Below are 22,920 nucleotides of genomic sequence, written 5' to 3'. Positions count from 1 at the left end.
CGAAGCTAGCTGGCCCGCTGGCACAGCGCGACGAAGCCGCCCAGTTGCTCGAGACCTTCGGGGTGGCTCGGCAGGTAGTTGGTCAGTTCCGGTGAGCGTACGACGACGGCACGCCATTGACCGCGCGAGATCGCCACGTTGATCCGGTTGCGTGAGAGCAGGAAATCCATGCCGCGGGGAACTTCGGCCGCAGCGGACGCTGCCATCGAAACGATCACCACGGGAGCCTCCTGGCCTTGGAACTTGTCCACGGTGCCCACGCGCACACCGCCGAGGCCGGCACCCCGAAGTTCCCGCTGGATGAGCTGCACCTGGGCGTTGTAGGCGGCCACCACCAAGATGTCTTTCTCACCCAATGGCCGTTCTTCGGCCGATTCACGCGGATCCAACCATGCGAGTCCCACGTGCCTCCGAACTTGCCTGGCCACTTCCGCGGCTTCCTCCGATGACTGGGTGGAGTTGCCGCCGTGCGGAACGTAGACGCATTCCACGCCGGCAGGGACTCCGGCCAGTCGCCGCTCCGAGGCGAGGGGAGCCGACTCGAGCCGGTTGTCGTAGGAAAGTTCTGACACCGCAGTGCACAAATCGGGGTGCATGCGCCACGATGTCGCCAAGAAATAGCCAAGCTCCTCCGGCAGTGTGTGATGGCCGTTCGCCAACCAGCCGAGGGCGGATTCGTCCACCGGTTCAGGGTGTTTGCCTTGGGTAACCTGCGGGAGCTGCTGCGGGTCGCCGAGAAGCAGCAGCCTGTTCGTTGCCCGGCTTACGGCAAGGGTGTTGGCCAGGGAGAACTGCCCGGCTTCGTCGATCACCAACAGGTCCAAGGAACGGGCTGGAACGGTTTTGCCAGTCATGGTCCAGGCCGTACCGCCGATGAGGCAACCGCCGGCCGACGTCAACAACCGTTCTATTTCGCCATCAGCCAGGATCTCCCATGGTTTTGCCTGGGTATCGCCTTCCTTGGGTTTCTTCCCGACCCTGGCCGGAGATACGCCTGCCTCGATCGCCCTGCGGAGGAGTGCTTCAACCGTTGTGTGGGACTGGGCGACCACCCCTACTTTCCATCCTGCGGCCACGAGTCGTGCCACAACGTGGGAGCCGACGTAGGTCTTGCCCGTTCCCGGAGGTCCCTGAACAGCGAGGTAGGAGCGGTCGAGGTCTGCGACCGCTGCAGTGATCGCGTCCACGTAGCCGTTCTCGCCGGGCCCGACGACGGGCAGTGCCGTTGGCGTGGCAAGCCGCGGTGGGACTCGGCGCAGCAAGTCCAAGGCTGGGTTCTTTGGCCAGGACGGCAAGCTGGAGCGAAGCTCGACGGCTAGTTCCGAGAGGGCTGCCCGCTGGCCGTTGGTGTTGACCGGGACATCGGGCGTCAGCGCCATGGGTAGCTGGTGGAAGGGCGAAGTTTTGCTGGGCAGGATCTCCCGGACGAGCACGGTATCGCCGCTGTGCCCTTCACCGGGGGAGTCCTTAGCGTCCAAGCCGCTTGCATCGAGGATCTCGGTTCCCCCTGCACCGCTCCTGCCTTGGGCACTCATTGCCTTGCCATCGAAAGCCTCAGGCACAGGGGCATCGTACATTCGGAAGAACTTGTTGCCGGGCGTAAATCCCGAACCTTCGGCTGCGCGGCCGTAGAACAGGACGTCCCTCGAAGGGTTCCTCTTCCCAGGTAAAGTGGACCAGTCCCGTACCACCTCAGCTTGTTCAACAACGAAGCAGTCCCGGGTGTCCTCCCATTCGGAAACGGGCCGGTCGAGACGATCGAAGTGGCCCCACCAATATTGTTTGTCCTCGCGCCGGTGATAACCGACGGCGGCAGCCACCAAGGCGACTGCCCGGGCTTCCGAGGGTGCCACGGCATGCTCCGCGACGTAGTCAAGCAGGGCAGTTTCTTCCGGTGCGGCTTCGTATTTCGCCGGCTCGGTCTCCTTGTGCGTCGCCGGCACGGAGTAGCCCGGCTCGATTGAACGCTCGGAGGCCAAGCCCAGCAGCCAGTTCCGCAGCTCAAGGGTGGAGAGGCAGTCGTATTCGTTGTAGTCCGAGATCCCCGCCAGAATGCCGGCGGCCTCGTCGCTACGGCCTTCGTCGCGGGCAGTGCAGTAGTTGGCATAGGCAACTACTGAAGCTCCGGCGTCGGTCACTTCGCCCGAGCGCAAATGCTCGCCCATGTAGAGGGGCTCGAGTTTCTTGATGCTGTAGGAGTTTTCGGAGATGCGGATGCTGTGCCGGACGGTGTCGTACAGGTCCACCAGGACGCCGTCCCGCAGGAGGTTGTCCACGGCGGCCTCGCCGACAGTATGGATCAGCGACAGGTGGCGGAGGGCAGTTTTCTCGTAAGCCGCGTAATGGTAGATCCGCATGTCCGGATACTTCATCCGGCGTTCCTCGACGTAATCGAGGAAGTCGATGAAAGCCTGCCGCTCCTCGGTCCGGGAATGTGCCCAGAACGGCCGGAAGACGGGCTTTTCGCCCGGAGTTCCAGGATTCTCGACCACGCCGAACAAGTACTCCAAGCCCCAACGGCCGGTCGCCGGGTCTTGCCACAACGGATCTCCCTCGAAGTCGAAGAAGATGTCACCGGCGTCGGGTCGCGGAAGGCGGGCCAAAGAGTTGGATTCGAGGACCGAGTAGCTGATGCTCTTGGCCTTACCGGTCTTGTCGGTATAGCGAACGGTTCCGTCGGCGGTCGCGATCCCTGTTTGCAGCCGCGCTTGTTCCTGCAACCGCCGCGTCACGGAATCCGTGGCGTCAGGCATCCCGGCCAAGTCGTCAATCGTGGAGATGCCATCGGCAAGCAGTTTCTTGCGGCGCGTGATCCTCATCCCCGCCACCATCAGCAGGTCCCGGTGCGACTCGACCTGTTCCTTGCAATAGTTGCACCTGCCGCACGCGGTCACCCCTGAAGTGCCCCACTGGACGGGCTCGGGCTGTGACCGGTGCGCCGAGGTCAGCGCCAGGAAACGGCTGCGGCGCTCGCGGAAAACCGGCAGTACGTCGGCCAACTTGTGGTTGCTGTGCACGTAGTCGTAGCCGCCGGTGTCTGCCTGGACAGTTGCCCCCAGGACGAGAGTCAACTCCGGCGCAGGCTCGATCCCGGCTTTAAGAAGTTGCTCCGCATAAGCGGCAAGCTGCAGCAACGCCGTGACCTTCGCGTGCCGCGCGAGCTTGGTGTCGAAGACCGCATACGTGCCGCCGGGGCGCCTGCCGCCGCCCTGCTTCACAAGGAAATCCGAGCGACCGTGGAACCCGCCGTCGAAGAACGCAGCCTGAAAGACCACGTCCGCGCCGGACCGCAGGGCTTCAATGGATTCCGCGTGCTTGGCGCGCAGGGTGGCGCGGTCCATCGCTTCGGCGGGAACGACGTCGTACACTCCGGTTCCCGCGCGCGGATCCCAAGCGCCGAACTCGGCCACGAACCGCTCCAGCACGGCGTGTTCGTGGATATCGCCCAGCTTCGCGGCGCGCCCAAGCATTTCGTCGGCGTCGAACTCCGCTTTGGGGGAGCGATGCAGCTTCTCGTCCAGCACGCGCAGCAACTGGTATTCGCACGTGGAAGCAATCACGAGGTCGCTGGCCGAAAACACCAGGTCCTGCGCCGCTCCCGCACTTTCCGAATCAAGAAGAAACACCCTGCCCCCTTCGAGGCCACGCACCATTCCAAGCCGACAAAGCCAAGCTATCAGGGGTCCCTGACAGTAATAGGATCAGCACTTTCAACCGCGATCTGTTCAGCGTTTCGGCCTGAGCGTAGGCTGACAACATCGGCGTCGGTGCCGGGGGTCCGCGTCGATACCACATCGATGGAGGAGGACTCATGAGTGTTGTGCGCGAATTCATGACCACCAACGCCCAATGCGTCAAGGAAGACCAGTCATTGCGTGACGCGGCCGTCCTGATGCGCGATCTGGACGTCGGTTCCCTGCCGATTTGCGGCAGCGATGGAAGGCTCAAGGGATTCATCACCGACCGCGACATCGTGGTCAGATGCGTAGCTGAAGGATGGGATGTCGGCGTGAAGACCGCGGCCGACCTCGCCCTAGGCACGCCGATCTGGATTGATGCCGATGCAAGCATCGACGCCGCCATTGACTTGATGGAGAAACACCAAGTCAGGCGCCTTCCGGTCATCACCGACCACCGCTTGGTCGGCATCATCAGCCAGGGCGACATCGCCCGCAACTACGCCGAACAGCGCACTGGAGAACTGGTGGAGCACATTTCCGCCAAGTCGCCCGCCGTCCCGCTCGGCTGACGCACTGCAAACCCAAGCGTCACGGCCAACCAGCCGTGGCGCTTTCGTTTGTGGGGCACAATGTCATGGTGACTCAACTTCCAGCGACCCCGTCAGCCCCGAGCCAGACCACGCCGCTTCCAGCGGCAGAAACCGCCATCCACGCCCGCATCGCAGACGAGTTGGGCGTCAAGGCTTGGCAGGTCAAAGCCGCGGTTGAACTGCTCGACGGCGGATCGACCGTCCCCTTCATCGCCCGGTACCGCAAGGAAGTCACCGGGACGCTCGACGACACCCAATTGCGCGAGCTCGAGGAGAGGCTCCGCTACCTGCGGGACCTGGAGGACCGCCGTCGTACTGTCCTCGAGGCGATTGCCGCGCAAGGCAAGCTGACCCCGGAACTGGAAGCCGCCGTCGTCGGCGCTGACACCAAATCGCGGCTTGAAGACATTTACTTGCCCTTCAAGTCCAAGCGCCGCACGAAGGCGCAGATCGCCCGCGAGGCCGGGCTCGAATCGCTCGCCGATGCGCTGCTCGCAAATCCGCAGCTCGATCCGGAGACTGAAGCTGCCAAGTACTTCAACGCCGAGCACTCAATCGACGACGCGTCCGCCGCGCTCGCCGGCGCCCGATCGATCCTCGTGGAGCGTGTATCGCAGGATCCGGACCTTGCCGAGGACCTGCGCGAACGGTTGTGGACGCAGGGCCGGATGGTGTCCCGCGTGAAGAAAGGCCAGGAGGTCGAGGGGCAGAAGTTCAAGGACTATTTCGAGTTCACGCAGGTGCCCTCCGGCATGCCGAGCCACCGCGTCCTCGCGCTGCTGCGCGGTGAGAACGACGGCGTCCTCGAGCTTGACCTCGCCGAGGCAGAACCAGCCGACGACGACGCCCTGGCCGCCGCCCGCACGCGCTACGAGAACGCTGTGGCCAAGTGCCTCGGGGTCGCCGAACGTGGTCGGCCGGCCGATTCGTGGCTTGTCCAGACTGCGCAGATCGCTTGGCGCTCGCGGATCCTGGACCGCCTGAGCAACGACCTCCGTGGCCGCATGTTCGCGACGGCCGAGGACGAAGCGGTCCGTGTTTTCGCTGCCAACCTGCGTGACGTGCTCCTTGCCGCTCCGGCCGGGAACCGCGCCACGCTGGGCCTGGACCCAGGATTGCGGACCGGCGTGAAGGTGGCCGTCGTGGATGGCACCGGCAAGGTGGTCGCCACCGACACGATCTATCCGCACGCCCCGGCCAAAAAGTGGGACGAGGCCTTGGTGACGCTCGAGCGTTTGGCGCGGCAGCACGCCGTCGAACTCGTGGCGATCGGCAACGGCACGGCCTCGCGCGAAACGGACAAACTCGCCGGGCAGCTCATCAAGAACCTGACCGCGTCGGGCGGTCCTGCCGTGCAGAAACTGGTCGTATCCGAGGCCGGTGCATCCGTGTACTCGGCATCCGCGTTGGCTGCTGCCGAGCTTCCCGGCATGGACGTGTCCCTTCGTGGCGCTGTGTCCATTGCGCGACGCCTGCAGGATCCGCTGGCGGAGTTGGTCAAGATCGAGCCGAAGTCGATCGGCGTCGGGCAATACCAGCACGACGTCACCGCGGCGAAGCTTGACCGTTCGCTCGACGCCGTCGTCGAGGACTGCGTCAACGCAGTGGGCGTCGACGTCAACACCGCATCTCCCGCACTGTTGAGCCGCGTGGCCGGTGTCGGACCGCTCCTGAGCGAGAACATCGTGGCCTACCGCAACGAGAACGGCCCGTTCGCCAAGCGCGCCGACCTCAAAAAGGTGCCCCGGCTCGGCGCCAAGGCCTTCGAACAGTGTGCCGGCTTCTTGCGGATCACCGGGGGAGCGGAGCCGTTGGACGCGTCCAGTGTCCACCCCGAAGCGTATTCGGTGGCACGGAAAATCGTCGCCGCCGCACATGGTGGGGCCGTGTCCACATTGGATCCGCAGGCGTTCGTCGATGGGACATTCGGTTTGCCGACCGTTCGCGACATCATGGCCGAGCTCGAGAAGCCCGGCCGCGACCCTCGACCCGCGTTCGCCGCCGCGACGTTCTCCGAAGGCATCGAGAAGATCTCCGACCTCAAGCCCGGCATGATCCTTGAGGGAACGGTGACTAACGTGGCAGCATTCGGGGCGTTCGTTGACGTCGGGGTTCACCAGGACGGCTTGGTCCACGTGTCGGCGATGTCCAACAAGTTCGTGTCCGACCCCCGTGAAATCGTCAAGTCCGGCCAAGTTGTGCGGGTGAAGGTCCTCGAAGCCGATCCCGAGCGCAAGCGGATCTCGCTCACCCTAAGGCTCGACGACGAACCCGGCACCGCGGGCGGCTCGGGCGCGCGTGGTGGTTCAGGCGGCCGTGGTGCCGGTTCGCGCGGTTCCGGCGAGCGGGCTGGTTCGGGTGAGCGTGGCGGTTCCGGTGAGCGCCGTCCGGCGCGGCAGGGTGCCGGATCCCCGAGGGCAGGAGGGGCGGCTAGCGGTGCGAAGGCGACGCCCAAGCCGCAGGCAGACACGGCAATGGCAGAAGCCCTCCGGCGAGCCGGGCTCGGCAAGTAGCCCCGCCGTCGAACGCAGCGTCTCAACCCGACGCTCGCTCACGTCTGGTGGGTTTTTGGTGGACGCTCGCTCACGTTTGGGACTTAAACGGCAAACCCTTGCGCACGTCGGAAAATGATGTGCACAAGGGTTTGCCATTTTTGCGTCAAAAGTGAGCGAGCGTGTGCGGCACCCGCCGTCGCGAGGCCGCACCCGCCCCTATAGCGACGGAATCGGGAAGAACGCCCGCGGGTCCTGCATCAGGGCCGGGAAGTCCAAGTCCGAACGGTCAATGACTTTCTCGACCTCGAAGTTGCGGCCGAACCTGCCGTCTGCCAAGGTGATGGGCCGTCCGTGGATCTTGCCCAAGACGAACTTGGCACCGCCTTCGACGGGGACAAGGACAGGCGTGCTGCCGGGGAGCGTCCTGAAAGCTTCTTCCTGGCGTTGCCGGTTCCGCGTGGGTTTCTTGACCTTCTGGACGGGTACCTTGCGCGAGCTTTTGGCGGGGCGGCGGGACGTTTCCTCGGCGTAGACGAATTGGTATTCGTCGCTGTCGGCATTTGCGGGCTTGACCTTACCGACAGTCGGCAAACCGACCTTGTCGATCTTCTCCGGTTCGACGTCGCCCACCGGGGAACGAAGGACCCAAATGAAATCGTCGAAGGGGTCTTCCGGAATGAATTCGTAGCGCGGCTCGGGCCAGATGTATTCCAGGTCCTTCGGAGCGTCCGGGAAGTGTTCTGCATAGAAGCGAGGTTCCTTCTGGAGCAGCTTGGATTGGTGGCTCAAGTGAAAATCGGGGTCGCCGAGCCACGGCGGCATGGGAATCTTGTCCGCGTAGTCCGGGTGGGCTGCCTGCGGTGCGAACTCGGTGATGCTCGCACGGGTGTTGTCCGGATTGCCACGGGCGACCCATTCGTCCACCATCGCCAGGCCGTACATCGTCAGCGCAGGAACATACCCCATCCACATGCGGATTGCCGGGTGGGCAGACCGGCCGAACTCGGGGATGACCAGTGCGCGGAGGATCTGCAGGGCTTCGACACGCTGCTTGCCAAGCCTGGCGGTGTCCAACGCGGCAGCGCTCTGCTTGAAATCGGGGAACGGGAGGAAGGTCTGCATCCTTTCAGTTTGGGGGTGCGACGGCCCAGAACCAAGTTGACGGGGTGTGGTCTTCCCCTCGCCGGCTCTATATGGTGCATCCATGGAGCAAAGAGTGGACATGTCCAGTGGCGGCGGCGCACTGGCGGCGTGTTGGTGTTGCGGGTCCGAATATCCCGAGTGGCGAATCGTCCGCCTCGGCGCGCATCCGGAGGCCGGAGTGTGCCTTTCGTGCACGGTGTCCCTCCGAAGCACTGCCCGACGTCGGGAAACCAGTTCCGCGAACTGGCCGGCGCGCGCTGTGCTCGGGGCGGTCGACCGCGCGCGTGGCGCCGTCATGAAGCGACAGTGGCAGCATCTACCCGTGTTCGGATCGCTGTTGCGGAGGATCAACCGGCATCTCCCGTGATTCGTCCTAGGCTTGTCGGGTGGAAACTTTTGGCGAATCGACGGCGACGGCGGCACCCCCGGTTGCCGAACTGCACCTGCACATCGAGGGGACGCTCCAGCCCGAGCTGATTTTCGCCCTCGCGGAACGTAACGGGATCCAGCTTCCGTACGCGGACTTGGACGAGTTGCGTGCCCTGTACGAGTTCACGGATCTGCAATCATTCCTGAACCTTTACTACGCCAACATGGCTGTCCTGCAGACCGAACAGGACTTTGCCGACTTGACCCGTGCATACCTGGCGCGTGCCGCGGCCGGAGGAGTCCGGCATGTGGAGGTCATGATGGATCCCCAGGCGCACGTCTCACGCGGGATTGCGTTGGAGACCTGCGTGAACGGTGTGGCTTCGGCGCTCACGACGTCGGAGGAAGAATTCGGCGTCTCGTCGCTCCTTATTGCCGCCTTCCTGAGGGACATGTCCGAAGAGTCGGCGCTCGACGTCCTCGAACAGTTGCTTGCCATGGACGCTCCCATTGCCGGGATTGGCCTGGATTCGGCCGAGGTGGGCAATCCGCCGTCGAAATTTGAGCGCCTGTACCGTCGCGCGGAGGAAGCCGGCCTGCACCGCATCGCCCACGCGGGCGAGGAAGGTCCGGCGTCGTACGTGTACGAGGCGCTCGACCTGCTCGGGGTTGAGCGGATTGATCACGGGATCCGCTGCATGGAAGACTCCGTGCTCGTGGATCGCCTTGTGGCCGAACAAATTCCGTTGACTGTGTGCCCGTTGTCCAACGTGCGGCTGCGTGCGGTGGACACCCTGGCCGACCACCCCTTGCCCGCAATGCTCGCTGCCGGGCTGAACGTGAGCGTGAACTCGGACGATCCCGCGTACTTCGGCGGTTATGTGGATGACAACTTCGCGCAACTCGTCGCGGTCCATGAATTGTCGGCGCGGGACCGGGCACGGCTCGCGTCGAACTCTGTGCGGTCGTCCTTCGCCGGTGAGGCGAGGAAGGCCGAACTGCTCGCAGAGGTTGCGGAGTGGGAGAAGGCGGCGGGGGCGTAGGAGGCACTCCACTTCGATCCGCAAGCTACTCGGCAGTACCCGGTCCAAGTCCGTAATTTGCGACTGTTTGGGCGTAATAGTGGGACACGACACACGCTGTTAACCGGGAACAGTCGTCAGAATTTACAGAACATTGGCAGACTGCTCAAGGAATACCCGCCGTTGAAGGAGACCCATTGGCCAAGTCCACCGTCGAAAAAAGCAGTGTCCGTCTCAAGACCGTCCTGGACGTCTTGGCTGAGGGAACCTGGTCTGAGAAGTCGCTGAACGCGGGCGAAGTCTTGGCGGAGGCGATTGTCCGCGTGCCGCTGGATGCACGCGAAGCAGAATTGTTGAGTGGAGGGATTCCGCGTGGCCACAAGAGCTTGACCACCGCTACCGCGAAACTGGTCAAGGCGGGCTGGCTGATCAAGGGCCGTTCGGGCTGGACCATCACCGAAGACGGCCTGCGTGCCACGGTGGCTTTCGCGAAGCCGGAAGAGTTCACCGTCGCACTGGCTGAGGGAACTCCCGTTCCTGCGGAAACCCCGCTCCCGACAGCTCCGGCCAAGAAGGCTCCTGCGCGGAAGGCTGCGGCCAAGAAGGTGCTCGGGGAAGCCGCCCCTGCCGAGGTTGCCGAGGCAAACGCTGCGACCGCCAAGGCAACGCCCAAGACCGACGTGGCGCCCAAAGCGGCTTCCGCCGTCGACAAGCTTGAGCAGCCGGCCGCCGTCGCGATCGCCGGTGATTTCAACAAGATCCTCGGCGCCCCGGAGGACTGGGCCCCCCAGTACGACGAAGCGCAGATGAAGTTCAACTCGCGCCGCAAGGTCTGGACGCTCGCTACTTCGTTGCCGGCGGGCTTCTACACGTACAAAATCGCGCTGAACCGTTCGTGGGACGAAAACTACGGTGCGTTCGGTGTGCGCGACGGCGCCAACCACGAATTGCACCACGACGGCGGCAAGGTCACCTTCACGTACGACCACTCGACGCGGGACATCGTCACGGCGTAGCGTCGTTGTCCAAGTTTTCTCCAAGTCCAAATGTGGACTTGGAGAAAACTTGGAGTTCCCCCTGATCCGGGGTAGGCGCTAACCTCCCGTCGGGATGCTTAATGAGAATCATTATTGATAAGCTCCAATTGCTTGATACCTCGCGATTGGAGTTCCATGCCGTTCAGTGCTTCCCGACTAGCCCTTTCAATTGTTCTTCCGCTGACCTTCCTTCTGGGTGGCTGCGCGTCGGCTGAGCCAGCGCCACCTTCCGGGTCTGGCGCGACGACGGATCGGGAGTGGCTTCTCACGGCTGATCCCAAGGCAGCCACGCTCTACGTAAACGATGTGTTTGACGGGAGTCAGAAAGGCTCGATTGACGGCATCGAGCTCGGTGTCCACGCCGGAACGATTCAACTCGGCAAAGGCCGCATCGCGTTGGTTGATGAGTCGAAGCCAAGCCTGAATATCCTGGAAGTCGACCATCAGGGCAAGCCGGTGATCGCGCAAAGCTTCACGATTCCCGATCCGAACGGAAATTGGGAGCGCGCTGGATGGATCACCACCGACGTGAACAAACGGTACTTGGCCGTCGGTTCTGACTTCGATGAATCCATTGAGCAGCAGGTGACGCTCGTTGATCTTCAAAGCGGTGGCCAGTGGACGGTCTCATTGCAAACGAATGAGGTAGTCCTGGCGACCACCGGGAAACCGGGCACCGAGGAGATGCATACGTTCCTGGCAGGCGATCCTCTGAGGCTCGTAGTCTCATCGGGTGGGAAGCTGGACGCTTATCTTGTCTCGGACATCACTTCCGGAAATCCGACTCCGACGCGCCACAGCTCTACGGCGTTGGGTGCGTATCCGCATGGTCCACTCATGGGCAAAGATGGCGACGCCATTGGATCGACGCTGAACTCCGGAGTCGAAACTCTTCGCTTGACGCGAGACGGTTTCGGGGCACCGGTTTCCGCCGGCTACCCGGCCGGCGTCGGGCAAAGCTACCGCCCGCGCATGGCTCCCGATGGCACGACTTTCGTAGGGGCGCAAGCCGGGCGCGTCGAGAAGGGCACGGCATGGAACCTCACTCCTGCGTACCTGATGTCCGGTTCAATGACTCAGGGAAGCATCGCTTCGGTCAAGGTAGGTGAAGGGATTGCAACACGTGCGGCAGTCAGTTCGCGCTTCGCATCGCTTGTCCTGACGAAGGCCGGGGGCGATAATCTGATCCTCCTTGACCGCAACTCACAAACAGGGATTTACGACGGCGGGAAGACTGAGATCCCCCTTGAACCCCTCAGTGCGGGACCCAAAGCCGGACAAGACAGTAAGACCGCCGAAACCAGATTTGTTGCTGCGACAAAAGACGGAGAAATGATCTTTGTCTCAAGGGGCGGCGAGGGTGCGGTAACCCAGGTTTCCACCTCCGAATCAAAGGCCCGGCGCACCATTACCTTCCCGACCAAGCTTGCTGCGGGTGGATATCTCGCAGTCATTAACCCTGCGGAAACGCCGTTCGACCTTGGTGGGCGCTGACCCCGCCCCTACCCATACATCAGCGATCCCGGCGTCGTCAGTTTCTCTCCGGTCTCGAGCCACGTCTTGAGGCCGGAGAGGATCATTGGCCAGCCGCCGTAGATTTGGTCGTTGCCGCCTTCGCGCAGGTCGCTGTGCGTAACGGTCAAGTGGCACGAGTCGCCCACAGGTTCGATTTCCCAGGTAACCCGCGACGTTCCTTCAGCCTTCACGTCCTCGCCCCATAGTGCGCGCATGGTTTGCACGAGCCGGCGCGGGGGATCGACCTCCAGGTTTTCGCCTTCGCCGAGGATCATTCCGTTGGCTCGAGGGTTTGTCATTTCGTAATGGCCTCCCGGCGACCATTCGGCAGTGTGGGTGTTGCCGAATTGGTACTTGCTCCGGATATCGCTGTCCGTGATGGCTTCCCAGAGCCGTTCCGGAGTGGTCTTGATATAGATTTCGAAGATCTTTTCCACGGGACTTTCCAATCTGGATTTGAGGTCGCTCAATGCGGCGGCCCATGGTTCTGCGTATTTGCTCACCCAGCGGTCGTGGACGAGCCGGATAGGTACGGGATTCAGGTAATGCAGTTTTTCACGACCACGACGGCGGGTCACCACCAGTCCGGCCTCCTCAAGGATCTTGAGGTGCTTCATGATCCCGAAACGGGTCATGTCGAACCGCGCCTCAAGCGCACCCAGCGTCTGACCGTCCTCGCGGAAAAGCTCATCGAGCAATTCCCTGCGGGTGGGGTCGGAGAGTGCCTTGAATACGGCGTCCATGAATTCAGGATAGGTGACCATTTAGTCACATGTCAACGGTGCGCGGCAGCACAAATGGCGCTCACAAAACCGCGCATGACCTCACAACCGATCATGCCTATATCCGAGTAGGCCTGAAGAACCCGTTGCGTCGTGGTATTTGGCGGGGATCGATATGGGGTGGGGGCTTGAACCATGCCACGCCGGAATCCATGGTGATGGTCCATTGTTCTTTGTGGATGACGTGATGGTGGTGGCTGCATAACAAAATGCCGTTGTCGGTGCCGGTGGTGCCGCCTTGGCTCCAGTAAGTGATGTGGTGGGCTTCGCACCACGGCGCGGGAATATCGCAATCCGGGAAGGCACAGCCTTGGTCGCGGGCGCTGATGGCTTTCCGGATGTGGGGTGGGAACACCCTGGTGCTGCGGCCGATGTCCAGAATGCGACTCTCACTGCCGAGCAAAACCGGAATGATGTCCGCGTCGCAGGCTATCTTGCGGATGACCGTAGGGTGGATTGGGCCTTGGAACGTGGACGAACTGCTGCTTACGCTGCCGCGCGAGGCGGCCGGTGATTCGTGTTCGATGCGGTCCAGCAGTTCGCGGTAGTCGATGGTCACCATGACCTGCGGCCGAAGGCCACCCGCGGCTGGCAGCTCCGCCGTGGAGAGTGCCACCCCGCAGGCCCCGACCAGTCCGTCAAGTAGCTTTTGCGCACGCGAGCGGCGATCGAGCGATGGGCGACTGGCGCCGTCGTTCTCGGAAAATGCCCGCGGGGAGGCGGCGCTCCCGTCGTCCGGGTCAGCATCCTCCGGTCCGTCGGCATCTTGGCGCAGACGAGGGTTGGTGGCAGTGTTCATGACGGTGGCGAGTGTTTCAAACTGTTCCGCGGTGGCGAAGATTTCCACGTGGTGGAGCCCGCGGCGAGTTTTGCGGATGAACGCCCCTTGCCGCTGGCGGAGTTCTTCTTCGCTCGGTTCCGAGCCGTCTTGGTCGATGGCATCAACCCAGCGCTTCGCCATCCGGGCGACGAAATCAGGATCGCTCTGCACAGCCGCGTTGGTGAGTGACTGTTCCATCTTCAGTGTGGTTTCCGAATCGGCGATATGCCGTACCCGGTCCAGGGCTAAGCTGATCAGCGTGGCCGAACGGGACGGCACGACTGCCGATGAAAGAGCCGCGGCGAGGACTTGGTTCCGCGCGCAAACTTCCTGCCCAGCGATGCCCGCCTGCGGGAGCACCACCGAAGCAAGCCCAAGCCGACGCCGGGCCTCGCCGATACTGATCCGCAACCTGGCCCTCAGGAATTCGGCCGCGTTCCGGTAACCATCGTCCACCGAACCAGCCTCGCTCGGGCTGACCGGAGGCGCTGGTACCGGGACCTCGCTGTGGGATGCGGTTGCTGTCGGCTCGGTCCAACCGGTCCTCCATGCGGGCGCTGCCGATGATTGCCTCGCCTCTTGGGCTTCCCCGCGTGTCCGTTCTACGGCCTCGGCTGCGACGATCTGTAAAAACTCCACCGCCCGCGATATCTCTTCGACTTTTCCGGCGAAATCAGCGGCATCCTTGAATCCAAACAGGCGGGAAGCGGTAACCGTTTCTGCGCGAAGGGCATCCATCGCGGCATTGGCCTGGTCAAGCCAGAAATCCGGATCCGCCATTCGGTCCGGTTTGGCAGCAGGAAGGGCCATCAGTTGTTTGAAACCGGCGGCCTCGAGCATCGAAAACTTGTGCATTGTCCGCGACGTCGCGGCGTTTCCCAGTCCGACGCCGAGTCCGCCGCCAAGCCCGGCACGCTGGGCCGCACTGGCATTCATACGTTGCGAAAGGCGTTCCAACGCCGCAACGTCAACGCGGGGCGAGACTGCCCGACGTGCCACGTTGTGAACGATGCCTTCCATAGATAAACCATGTCACGGGGCTCTGACATTTTTACCCCCGCGGTTACCAGGCTCCAAGACTCGGAGCCTTAACTACGCCTTCTGCTCCCAATGAACCCGGATTGCCGTGGCAATTGGGTCAGTGGTGACATCAACCTGGAAGGCTACTGGCGCGGTTCCTGTTTCTTCGATGACGTTATCGCGGTACACGCGGCCGCATGAAGGACACAGTGTGTAGAGGTCCTCATCTTCGGGCCAGGCGGCCAGCCCGTCGGGAGGGAGAGTATCTTCAGCGAAATGCACAGGGACGCCGTGCGAATCGGCCTGGATCAATCCCTCTTTGCCGACGGTGTTTCCGCAAATGCAGGTGATGGTGGTGACATCATGATCGATGACTTCAGCCATTTCAGTGTACATGTGAGCTCCCGGAGTGGAGGGACCTTGTGATTAGATTATGCCCGGGAATCCGTAACTAGTTCAGAGAAATGCCTGGATTTTGTACCGTTGACGCCCGTCTTGTCTAGTCGAGGATCGTGTAAGTCGCGTCGGCAGAGAGGTAGTTCTCAAAGTCGGGGAAAAGGCTATCGTCCATGAATGGTCGGCAAGTTCCGCTACGGGACGCGATTTGCATGGTGCCCGTGGCGCGGCCCTGACGCATTTCCGACGGCGGCGGGGAGCCGGGGTTCGTGTTCGGGCAGGAACCGACAAACCGCCATTCATCGACTCCGTAGTAAGTGACCAGAAAATCGTGTGGGCGGGCGAACGCATCCCTGACCGCGAGCACTTTTGATGGGTCAGGAACAACCGTCCCTGCGTCGGCTTGGAACCAGTCCGAAACGCCAGGGTGCGAAACAAGGTCGATGGACGCACCCGGCGCTACAGTCTGGTCGATGTGGAAGTGCGCAAGCTCCACCCCGCACCAAAACCCTTTGAGTCCTTCGCCGAAGGCTTTGTCACAGAGGGCGTTGGGTGACTCCCACAGGGCATACAGCCCAAACGTCGCTGGCCACTCGGAACTCGGCTCGAATGTTAATGACGCGCCAGGAGTCGTGTTGGTGATTCGTAACGTGTAAAGGGCCTCGACTTGAAGCTCAGCCATGGGCTGATTGGTCGTGGGCCCGACCATGGCCAGGGGCCTGCTCTTCATGCGGGACGGTGAATAGCTGTAGCTCAGCTCAAAGGTGTTGCCGTCAACGTCCCTAATTTGGTGTGTGCCGGAGGATCCTTGAAGCGGTGCTGGCGTCCGCGGCGCCGCTTCCTGGGTGGATTGCCCCGCGGCTTGGCCGGATGGCGTCGCGGGTCCCGACGGCCCCCGGGCAGGAAATGGCCCACTGAGGAAGACACAGCCAGACAAGCATGCCGCCACGGCCGCCCCGACTGCGATTGCGGCAAACTTCCCCATGGTGCCCCCACCACACTCGACGGCCCTGATGGCCGCATCTCCTCAGATGCTAGCTTCTGATCGCGTGAGGCAACACCATTCACCAGCACCTAGGGCGGGAGGCGCCCACCTGTACTCCCCAGTACAAAACTCCACCTACTCGCAAACTCATTAACTAAGTCCAGTAGGCATCACTCAAGGCTGGCCGGAATCCGATCCGTAGGCTCCGTTGTGAGCTGAGGAAGGCTCACCGCCATCGGACTGGGAAACGGTGTGCGGAGGTTTCAACCGGCAGTGCCTGTGCCATGCCAAGGACGCATCATGAAAACTCCAAAACTCATGGCCATAGCTTGCCTTTTGTTTGGATCGATAGTTACACCGCTCACGGCGGCGAACGCCGCGAGTGCCGAGACGCTGGAGTCTCCGAATCTGGGAGCCGCTGCACTGGGGAACGATATTTCGTGGCCCCAGTGCGGCGGCGGATTGCCTGGCGGGCAGTCATTCGGGATTGTCGGCGTGAACGACGGCCGGCCTGGCACGGTGAACCCTTGTTTGGGCGAGCAGCTCCAATGGGCTGCAAGCTCGGTAGGGGGAACCAGCCAGGCGCCGGTCGCGCTGTATGTCAACACTGCGAATCCGTCGCAATACGCGTATACGTGGTGGCCCTCGTCCAACGTGGTGTTGGGAGTGAATGTTCCCAACCCTTATGGTGCCTGTAACGGGACCGCTTCCACGGCCTGCGCCTACATCTACGGCTACGCCAACGCTTACGACGACGTGAACGAGTGGGGCGTGCCGGATCCGACGAAGCACATGTGGTGGCTCGACGTGGAAACCGGTAACGCCTGGTCCTGGGACACTGCGGCCAACGCCTCCGTTCTTGAAGGCATGACCGCGTACTTCCAAAGCATCGGGGCCCAAGTGGGCATCTATTCCACCTCGTACCAGTTCGGACTGATCGCCGGTCAACCGGGGCCGAACAGCAACCTGAACGGGCTCAAGAGCTGGCTCGCCGGCGCTACCTCGACTGATACAGCGGCAGAATACTGCGCCTTGCCTCCGCTCACTGCCGGCGGCGTCGTCGCACTCACGCAGTTCACCGATGGAAACTTCGACTACAACTACTCCTGCATCCCGCCGGCACCGCCCGCACCTCCAGCGCCGGTCGCTCCACCAGCGCCCCCGACGCCGACACTCACCCACGACGCCGACGGTCGCCTCAAGCCGCTGCTCTCGCAGGCACAGGGCTGACGCCCAAGGTCAGAACGCGACCCCCGGCGGGTTCCAAACCCGCCGGGGGTCGACTGTTGTAACGCGTCGGTTCGTGACCCGAAGCAACTATGTACCAGACTTAGTTAGGTGACCAACAAATCCCGCCCCGGCCTCGCGATCACAGCTCTGAGCGTCGGCACGGCGTTGAACCCGCTGAACTCGTCCATGATTGCGGTCGCCTTGGTGGTGTTGCGGGAGGACTTTGCGCTCGACGTCGCCACCGTCACCTGGGTGATCACCTCGTTTTATCTTGCCTCGGCTGCCGGCCAGCCGCTCATGGGAAGGTTGGCGGACCGCTTCGGTCCGCGGCGTCTGTTCACGTTCGGCATGGCGGTGGTCGCAGTGACGTGCGCGGTGGCGCCGTTCCTGCCCAACTTCGCGCTCGTCTGCGTGGCCCGGGCCCTCATGGCGGTGGGCACCGCGACCGCGTACCCGTCCGCCGTCGTCATGGTCTCCACGCTCAGCCGGGAAGCGAACATCAGTTCCACGCGCCCGCTCGGCCGGATCCAGATGGCCAACACTTCGGCGGCGGCCGTCGGGCCGGTGATCGGCGGCGTGCTGGTGAGTCTGGTTGGCTGGCAGGCGCTGTTCGCGATCAACGTGCCGCTGTCGATCGCGGCGCTACTGGTGGTACAGCGGACGGCCCCGCCCGACGTCGGACGCGAAACCGGAAAGCTCTCTGTCCTGGTTCGCGATTCCGATGTCCCCGGAATCCTCGCGTTCGTCGGTTCCCTGTTGCTCGCGATGATGGCGCTGCTCAATGTCGTGCCGGCCTACCGTTGGTGGTTCCTCGCTGCCGCGGTGATCCTGGCGGCGTTGTTCGCGTGGCGGGAGCTGCGGTTCGCCCCGCCGTTCCTCGATTTGCGGCTGCTCGGCCGGAACCGGCCGCTCATGCTGCTGTACCTGGGCTTCGCGGTATTCAGCGCGGTGTACTACTTTGCGTTCTTCGGCTTGCCTCAGTTGCTGCAACAGGCTGCAGGGTACGACGCCGGCGTGGTGGGTGTGTTAATGCTTCCCCTTGCCGCCGCGTCGGTTTTCATGACGCCGGTGACGGTGCGGCTGATTGAGCGGTTCGGTGTGCGACCGGTGATGGTGGTCGGCGTCGTGGTTCTTGCGTCGGCATCGGGAGCGCTTGGCCTGCTGACGCTGTCCTTCTGGCCGCCGCTGGTGCTGGTCCTGACGGCGTTCATGGGTGTGCCGTATGGCGTGGTCAGTACCTCGTCGAACCAGGGTTTGTACGTTTCGGCGCGGCCCGAGGAGAGGGGAGTGGCGGCCGGGATTTTCCAGACCTGCCGCTACCTCGGCGCGATTACCGCCACGGTGCTGATCGGTGTGCTGTATGGCTCGGGCGTGAACCAGCCGAACTGGGGACTCATGGTGTTGGTGATGCTCGTGCTCAGCGCGGTGGTTTTCGTGCTGGCGATGGCGTGGCGGAAGCCGGCGGAGTAGGCGCGCTGCCTGTCCGCGGAAATAACGCATTGAGCGTACGACGGCGGCTCCCGGCCTGAGTGCCGATAGGCGCCTGAGCTGGGGCTTTATTGAGTTGAAGTCCGCCTTAAAACGATTCTCGTGTGGGCGCGCTTTGTGGTTTGTGCTTCGTATTGACACCCATTTCGCGCCGGAATAATCTCTGCGTTAGCGAGGCCGGTCGCCTCGTCGTTGGGTTTTTTGGCGCTGCCTCTGGGGGAGCTCCGCTAGGAGATTGTTCTAGCGAGGAGAGTCCTGAATGTCGTGGGAAAAGTCCGGAAAATATGTTGCCAATGGCAATTGTGCATTGATCTGTCCGTGTCTGGGCGAAATGGCCGAGGGCACCCCTAAGGGGCAGGCATGACTGCGGGACACGTGCCACGGAGGAGGCTGAACCGGGGAGCTGCGGGGCATGCCATGGCGGGCTCCGCGGCTTTCAGGGTTGGCCCTCGTTTCCGGGTTGATCCGCGCGAAGCGGGCTTGGTTGCGGTTCTTCTTGCCCTGGCTGCGGCGAGTTGGGTCTTCACGGCTGTGCAAATGTCCGGCATGGACATGCGCCGTTGGACCAATCCGGGACCGCTTGGATTCTTCGTCACCACGTGGGTTGTCATGCTGGCCGCGATGATGTTCCCTTCGGTGGCGCCGATGGTCGTTGCCTATGCGCGGATCGCTCGCCATCGCCGCGAGACCGGGCGTTATGCGCCGACGGGTTCCACGGCCTTGTTCGTCGCGGGTTATCTGGTTGCGTGGACGGTGTTCGGTCTCGCTTCGTATGCAATTTACGCGGTACTCGGGTCGCTCATCCCTGGGGTGTTTTCCTCTGATCCGGGTGGCCGCTATCTGGCAGCCGGGGTGATTTTGGCGGCCGCGGTCTATCAGCTCACGCCAGCCAAGAATGTTGCCCTGATGAAGTGCCGGACGCCGATGGATTTCATTCTCCGCCGCATGCGGCATGGGTATTTTGGCGCGCTGCGCATGGGAGTGGAGCACGGCACGTGGTGTGTTGCCTGCTGCTGGGCGCTCATGATCGGGCTTTTCGCGCTTGGCGTGATGAGCGTTGGCTGGATGGCATTGGTGGGGGTGTTCATTGCCCTGGAGAAGATGCTCCCGTGGAAGCGGCTCGCCAACCGCGCGGTCGCGATCGCGTTGGCCCTTATCGCTTTGGGCATCGCCGTCGCGCCAGGAATGGTGCCGGGGTTCGGAATGTAGGTTTGTTGGCCATGAGTGCGCGGCTCGCGGGTGTGTGGCGGGTTCAAGCGGGGTTGCTGGCCGTGGCCGGTGTCCTGCTGCTCTGCGCGTGTGCTGCTTGGCCGTGGGGTGACTCTCCTTCGGGCGTGGTTTCCGGGAACGTCCTGTCTGCGCCGAGCTGTCCGGTGGAGCGCGTTGGTTATGTGTGTCCTCCGCGCCCGGTTTCAGGAGCCACGGTGGTCGCTTACGACGGCGACACGGCCCAGGTCTCCACGCGCACCGACTCCGGCGGCTTCTTCAGGCTCACCTTGCCCGTCGGCCGTTATGTCATCAAAGCGACCAACGCGGGCGGCTATGCGTCGACTGCCTCACAGGATGTGGTTGTGTCGGGCGGGCCTGTGCGAATCACGTTGATCGTGGATAGCGGGATTCGTTGAGGACGGGCTTAGTTTGCCGGGGGCCGGACGCGCACTGCGGTTTTTTGAGTCCCTTTGATGCAGCTCGATCCGATCTCGACGCAAATGCGCTTTTACCACATCCTTCTCCCGCTGAGTGGTGAAAGGGAGATTTTGAGTGCCCGAAACCATGAATTTGAGTGGTCCTACGAACTTAAAATGAGTATTGACAAATTTGCCAATAGAGTATTTCCGAATTTGATCGCAAATCATTAAGTGGGATCATTGAAATTCACTGCTTTTCGTATTGCGGACAAATACCCTAAGGAGACGAGCGTGGATTAATTAATTCCGCGACTTCAACTCTAATCTAAGCATGCATCGTTACATTCGGGACTACGACTGCATCCAGAATGCGGTCGGGTCCTTCAATGCTGGTCGCTGGTCGTTTTAGGTTCTGGTTCCCGACGCTGTGAGGTGAGGACACTCCATGGACAGAAATAGAGGCTCAATCAATGGTCACCCCCTTCCCGTCAGGGAACGAAGCCTGGTTGAAGTGCGCGGCCGCCTGTTCACGGGGGCCGATGGCCATGCTTATGTGCGGCCTAGGATGCACCCGTATGAACCGGACCCCAGCCCGCAACTGCAAGCACGGGAGGACACAACGCCGTTCAGGATGAGGGTCACCGGCCCTGAAATTGTCGAACAGAAACTTGCTCACCCCGAGGGATCGTGGCACACCATTCGGGGCGTCCTCCGAGGGACGAGCATTGAAGTTACCGAAGTGTTCGGTCAGCCCGCGCAGTGGCTCGACACCTGGGAGGAAGCGGACCCCAGATACGCGGAGTCGAATCCGGATGCGCCAACGGAGTGGTTCCTTAGTCCGGACCGGCAAACGCTTCTGGAAGAGATTTCTGACCGCTTTGATCAGCGCACGGACTTCGGCCCGCATCTATCGTGGGGGCTCAACGGCACGTACGAGGGTACGTTTCGAGTCAAGTTATACATGCTGATGATCAATGACAACTTCGCATCGTGGGCGAACAACTACAGCCCCGATGACCTTTTGGTTCGATCCTTCGTTATGGCCCTGTAGCTACTAGTTTCTCAACTGCAATCTTGGACGGTTTACATGGTTCGACAGATGTCAAAGGAACGGCTTGTCACTTTGGCGGCGGTTGGCTTCGCAGTGTCGCTAGGCATGTCAGCTTGCTCGGCAGTGGCGGCGAACACCACTGCTACGCCAACCACTGCAGACGAAGCGAGGACCCTGGCTCGCGCCGTCGCTGACAAAGCAGGGTGCGGGTCGTTCGAGGACTACATTGTGAACAGTCGCCCGGACTGGTGGAAGTTCACGTGCCAAATCAAGGACGATACCTTCTCGATCGTCGCCTCCCGATCGCCCAAAGCAAGAAGCGACGACGAAACCCACCTGAAGGAAACCGGTCAGCAATACTGGACGCAAGATTCATACAGCATAGTTGCCGTCCCGAAATCGAACAGTAAATCCACAATTGGGGCAATCAGCCCAGACTTGGAGCCGTTCAAGAAAGCATTGGATCGCTCAAAGTAGCCGGCAGACAGATCAAGGACGACCATCACGTATGACGCGGTGGCCGTCCTTGATTTTGCCCGGCGTTACGTGTCGATGCTCGCCATATTCGGGTAACGGGCTCCAGCCGTCGCACCCGCCGGCGCGAGCTCGTCCAGGCGCTTGAGGTCCTCTTCCGAAAGTACGACGGCGGTCGCACCCAGGTTTTCGTTGAGTCGTTTACGGTGCTTGGTGCCGGGGATAGGGACGATGTGCTCGCCCTGTGCCAGCAGCCAAGCGAGCGCCAGTTGCCCGGGAGTGCATTGCTTCTCGTCCGCGAGTTCCTTGACTCGGTCAACGAGTTCCAGGTTGCGGGTGAAGTTGTCGCCTTGGAACCGAGGTGAGTGCCGGCGGAAGTCGTTCTCAGCGAAATCCTCGGGCGTACGAATTTGGCCGGTCAGGAAGCCGCGTCCCAGTGGGCTGTAGGGGACGAAGCCAATGCCCAGCTCGGCCAGGACCGGGAAGACTTTCGTTTCGGGTTCGCGCTCCCAGAGGGAGTATTCGGTTTGAAGGGCTGTAATGGGATGAACGGCGTGGGCGCGGCGGATGGTCTCCGCTGAAGCCTCGGACAAGCCCAGATGGCGGACCTTGCCTGCCTGGACCAGTTCGGCCATGGCACCGACGGTGTCTTCGATGGGCACCGTCTTGTCCACGCGGTGCTGGTAATACAGGTCGATGTGGTCCACGCCGAGGCGCTGAAGGCTGGCGTCGCACGCGGCTCGCACGTACTCAGGCTTGCCGTTGATACCCGCGAAGGAGCCGTCTTCGTGCCGTTCGTTCCCGAACTTCGTGGCAATGACGACGTCGGCACGACGCTCGGCGATCGCCTTGCCTACGAGCTTCTCGTTAGTGAATGGCCCGTACATGTCGGCGGTGTCCAGGAGGGTGCCGCCGGCGTCGAGAAACGCGTGGATGGTGGCGATGGACTCTTGCTCGTCGCCGTGTCCGTAAAACTCGCTCATGCCCATGCAGCCGAGGCCGAGGGCGGAGACAGTCAATGATCCAAGCGTGCGGTTTTCCATGGGTACTCTCCGTAATCGCGGAATGTGCTGGACTGGACTCAAGGAGGGACTGGGCTCAGAGAGGGTGCGTAGACCGCCACTATAGGCACACGGGTGAGGTGGCGACAACGGCTCACTCATTCAGCCGACAGCGGGGACGTTGGCCAGCGAGA

General features: G+C 62.3%; 18 protein-coding genes. 11 read left to right on the top strand and 7 right to left on the bottom strand.

Annotated features, from left to right (window positions below; translation table 11 throughout):
* Window positions 1-5: 5 nt before the first annotated feature.
* Entirely contained in the window at window positions 6-3,626 is a 3,621-nt protein-coding gene (locus tag E1809_RS12520) for a TM0106 family RecB-like putative nuclease (protein WP_133204561.1), read from the bottom strand.
* A 185-nt stretch (window positions 3,627-3,811) separates the two neighbouring features.
* Between E1809_RS12520 and E1809_RS12515 the strand changes: the two genes are divergently transcribed.
* A complete protein-coding gene (locus E1809_RS12515) occupies window positions 3,812-4,249 on the top strand; it encodes a CBS domain-containing protein (RefSeq protein WP_133204560.1) in 438 nt (145 codons plus the stop codon).
* 65 nt (window positions 4,250-4,314) lie between these two features.
* Window positions 4,315-6,783: a Tex family protein gene (locus tag E1809_RS12510; RefSeq protein WP_133204559.1), complete on the top strand. Its 2,469-nt coding sequence runs from the start codon at window positions 4,315-4,317 to the stop codon at window positions 6,781-6,783.
* A gap of 198 nt (window positions 6,784-6,981) precedes the next feature.
* Here E1809_RS12510 and E1809_RS12505 read toward each other — a convergent pair whose 3' ends face one another.
* Window positions 6,982-7,887 (bottom strand): MSMEG_6728 family protein, encoded by a 906-nt coding sequence (locus E1809_RS12505; RefSeq protein ID WP_133204558.1) that lies wholly within the window; start codon window positions 7,885-7,887, stop codon window positions 6,982-6,984.
* Window positions 7,888-8,294: 407 nt separating this feature from the next.
* Here E1809_RS12505 and E1809_RS12495 point away from each other — a divergent pair, with 407 nt between their 5' ends.
* From E1809_RS12495 to E1809_RS12485, 3 genes are all read left to right on the top strand, one after another.
* Window positions 8,295-9,320 carry an adenosine deaminase gene (locus tag E1809_RS12495; RefSeq protein WP_133204557.1) on the top strand — a complete coding sequence of 342 codons (1,026 nt, stop codon included), beginning with the start codon at window positions 8,295-8,297 and terminating at the stop codon, window positions 9,318-9,320.
* 176 nt (window positions 9,321-9,496) lie between these two features.
* Window positions 9,497-10,315, top strand: coding sequence for a pullulanase X25 domain-containing protein (locus E1809_RS12490; RefSeq protein ID WP_133204556.1), 819 nt, complete (start codon window positions 9,497-9,499; stop codon window positions 10,313-10,315).
* Between the two features lie 327 nt (window positions 10,316-10,642).
* Window positions 10,643-11,830, top strand: a complete 1,188-nt coding sequence (locus E1809_RS12485; RefSeq protein ID WP_133204555.1) for a hypothetical protein — start codon at window positions 10,643-10,645, stop codon at window positions 11,828-11,830.
* A gap of 8 nt (window positions 11,831-11,838) precedes the next feature.
* On the opposite strand, the gene E1809_RS12480 is transcribed toward E1809_RS12485, so the two are convergent.
* The 4 genes from E1809_RS12480 to E1809_RS12465 all read right to left on the bottom strand — a co-directional run bounded on the left by E1809_RS12480 (window position 11,839) and on the right by E1809_RS12465 (window position 15,551).
* Window positions 11,839-12,594 carry an ArsR/SmtB family transcription factor gene (locus E1809_RS12480; RefSeq protein WP_133204554.1) on the bottom strand — a complete coding sequence of 252 codons (756 nt, stop codon included), beginning with the start codon at window positions 12,592-12,594 and terminating at the stop codon, window positions 11,839-11,841.
* 97 nt (window positions 12,595-12,691) lie between these two features.
* Window positions 12,692-14,473, bottom strand: coding sequence for an HNH endonuclease signature motif containing protein (locus E1809_RS12475; RefSeq protein ID WP_235835572.1), 1,782 nt, complete (start codon window positions 14,471-14,473; stop codon window positions 12,692-12,694).
* A 72-nt stretch (window positions 14,474-14,545) separates the two neighbouring features.
* On the bottom strand, window positions 14,546-14,857 hold the full coding sequence (locus tag E1809_RS12470; RefSeq protein ID WP_235835571.1) for a hypothetical protein: 312 nt from the start codon (window positions 14,855-14,857) through the stop codon (window positions 14,546-14,548).
* A gap of 115 nt (window positions 14,858-14,972) precedes the next feature.
* The gene (locus E1809_RS12465) at window positions 14,973-15,551 is read right to left on the bottom strand and encodes a hypothetical protein (RefSeq protein ID WP_133204552.1); all 579 of its coding nucleotides are present in this window, start codon (window positions 15,549-15,551) and stop codon (window positions 14,973-14,975) included.
* A 603-nt stretch (window positions 15,552-16,154) separates the two neighbouring features.
* Between E1809_RS12465 and E1809_RS12460 the strand changes: the two genes are divergently transcribed.
* From E1809_RS12460 to E1809_RS12435, 6 genes are all read left to right on the top strand, one after another.
* Window positions 16,155-17,084, top strand: coding sequence for a glycoside hydrolase family 25 domain-containing protein (locus tag E1809_RS12460; protein WP_205754168.1), 930 nt, complete (start codon window positions 16,155-16,157; stop codon window positions 17,082-17,084).
* A gap of 108 nt (window positions 17,085-17,192) precedes the next feature.
* Window positions 17,193-18,554, top strand: coding sequence for an MFS transporter (locus E1809_RS12455; protein WP_133204551.1), 1,362 nt, complete (start codon window positions 17,193-17,195; stop codon window positions 18,552-18,554).
* A gap of 555 nt (window positions 18,555-19,109) precedes the next feature.
* The gene (locus E1809_RS12450) at window positions 19,110-19,781 is read left to right on the top strand and encodes a DUF2182 domain-containing protein (protein ID WP_235835570.1); all 672 of its coding nucleotides are present in this window, start codon (window positions 19,110-19,112) and stop codon (window positions 19,779-19,781) included.
* 11 nt (window positions 19,782-19,792) lie between these two features.
* Complete coding sequence (locus tag E1809_RS12445; RefSeq protein WP_133204550.1) at window positions 19,793-20,197, top strand: carboxypeptidase-like regulatory domain-containing protein; 405 nt, start codon at window positions 19,793-19,795, stop codon at window positions 20,195-20,197.
* Window positions 20,198-20,711: 514 nt separating this feature from the next.
* On the top strand, window positions 20,712-21,251 hold the full coding sequence (locus E1809_RS12440; RefSeq protein ID WP_133204549.1) for a hypothetical protein: 540 nt from the start codon (window positions 20,712-20,714) through the stop codon (window positions 21,249-21,251).
* 48 nt (window positions 21,252-21,299) lie between these two features.
* Entirely contained in the window at window positions 21,300-21,728 is a 429-nt protein-coding gene (locus tag E1809_RS12435) for a hypothetical protein (RefSeq protein WP_133204548.1), read from the top strand.
* Between the two features lie 65 nt (window positions 21,729-21,793).
* Here the strand turns inward: E1809_RS12435 and E1809_RS12430 are convergent, their stop codons facing one another.
* Window positions 21,794-22,768: an aldo/keto reductase gene (locus tag E1809_RS12430; protein ID WP_133204547.1), complete on the bottom strand. Its 975-nt coding sequence runs from the start codon at window positions 22,766-22,768 to the stop codon at window positions 21,794-21,796.
* Window positions 22,769-22,920 lie beyond the last annotated feature (152 nt).

Origin of the sequence: Arthrobacter terricola (genome assembly GCF_004354015.1) — a bacterium.
In the GTDB taxonomy this organism is placed as follows: domain Bacteria; phylum Actinomycetota; class Actinomycetes; order Actinomycetales; family Micrococcaceae; genus Arthrobacter; species Arthrobacter terricola.
The sequence above is the reverse complement of the archived record's forward strand: the minus strand, read 5'-3'. Positions and strand labels throughout refer to the sequence as shown.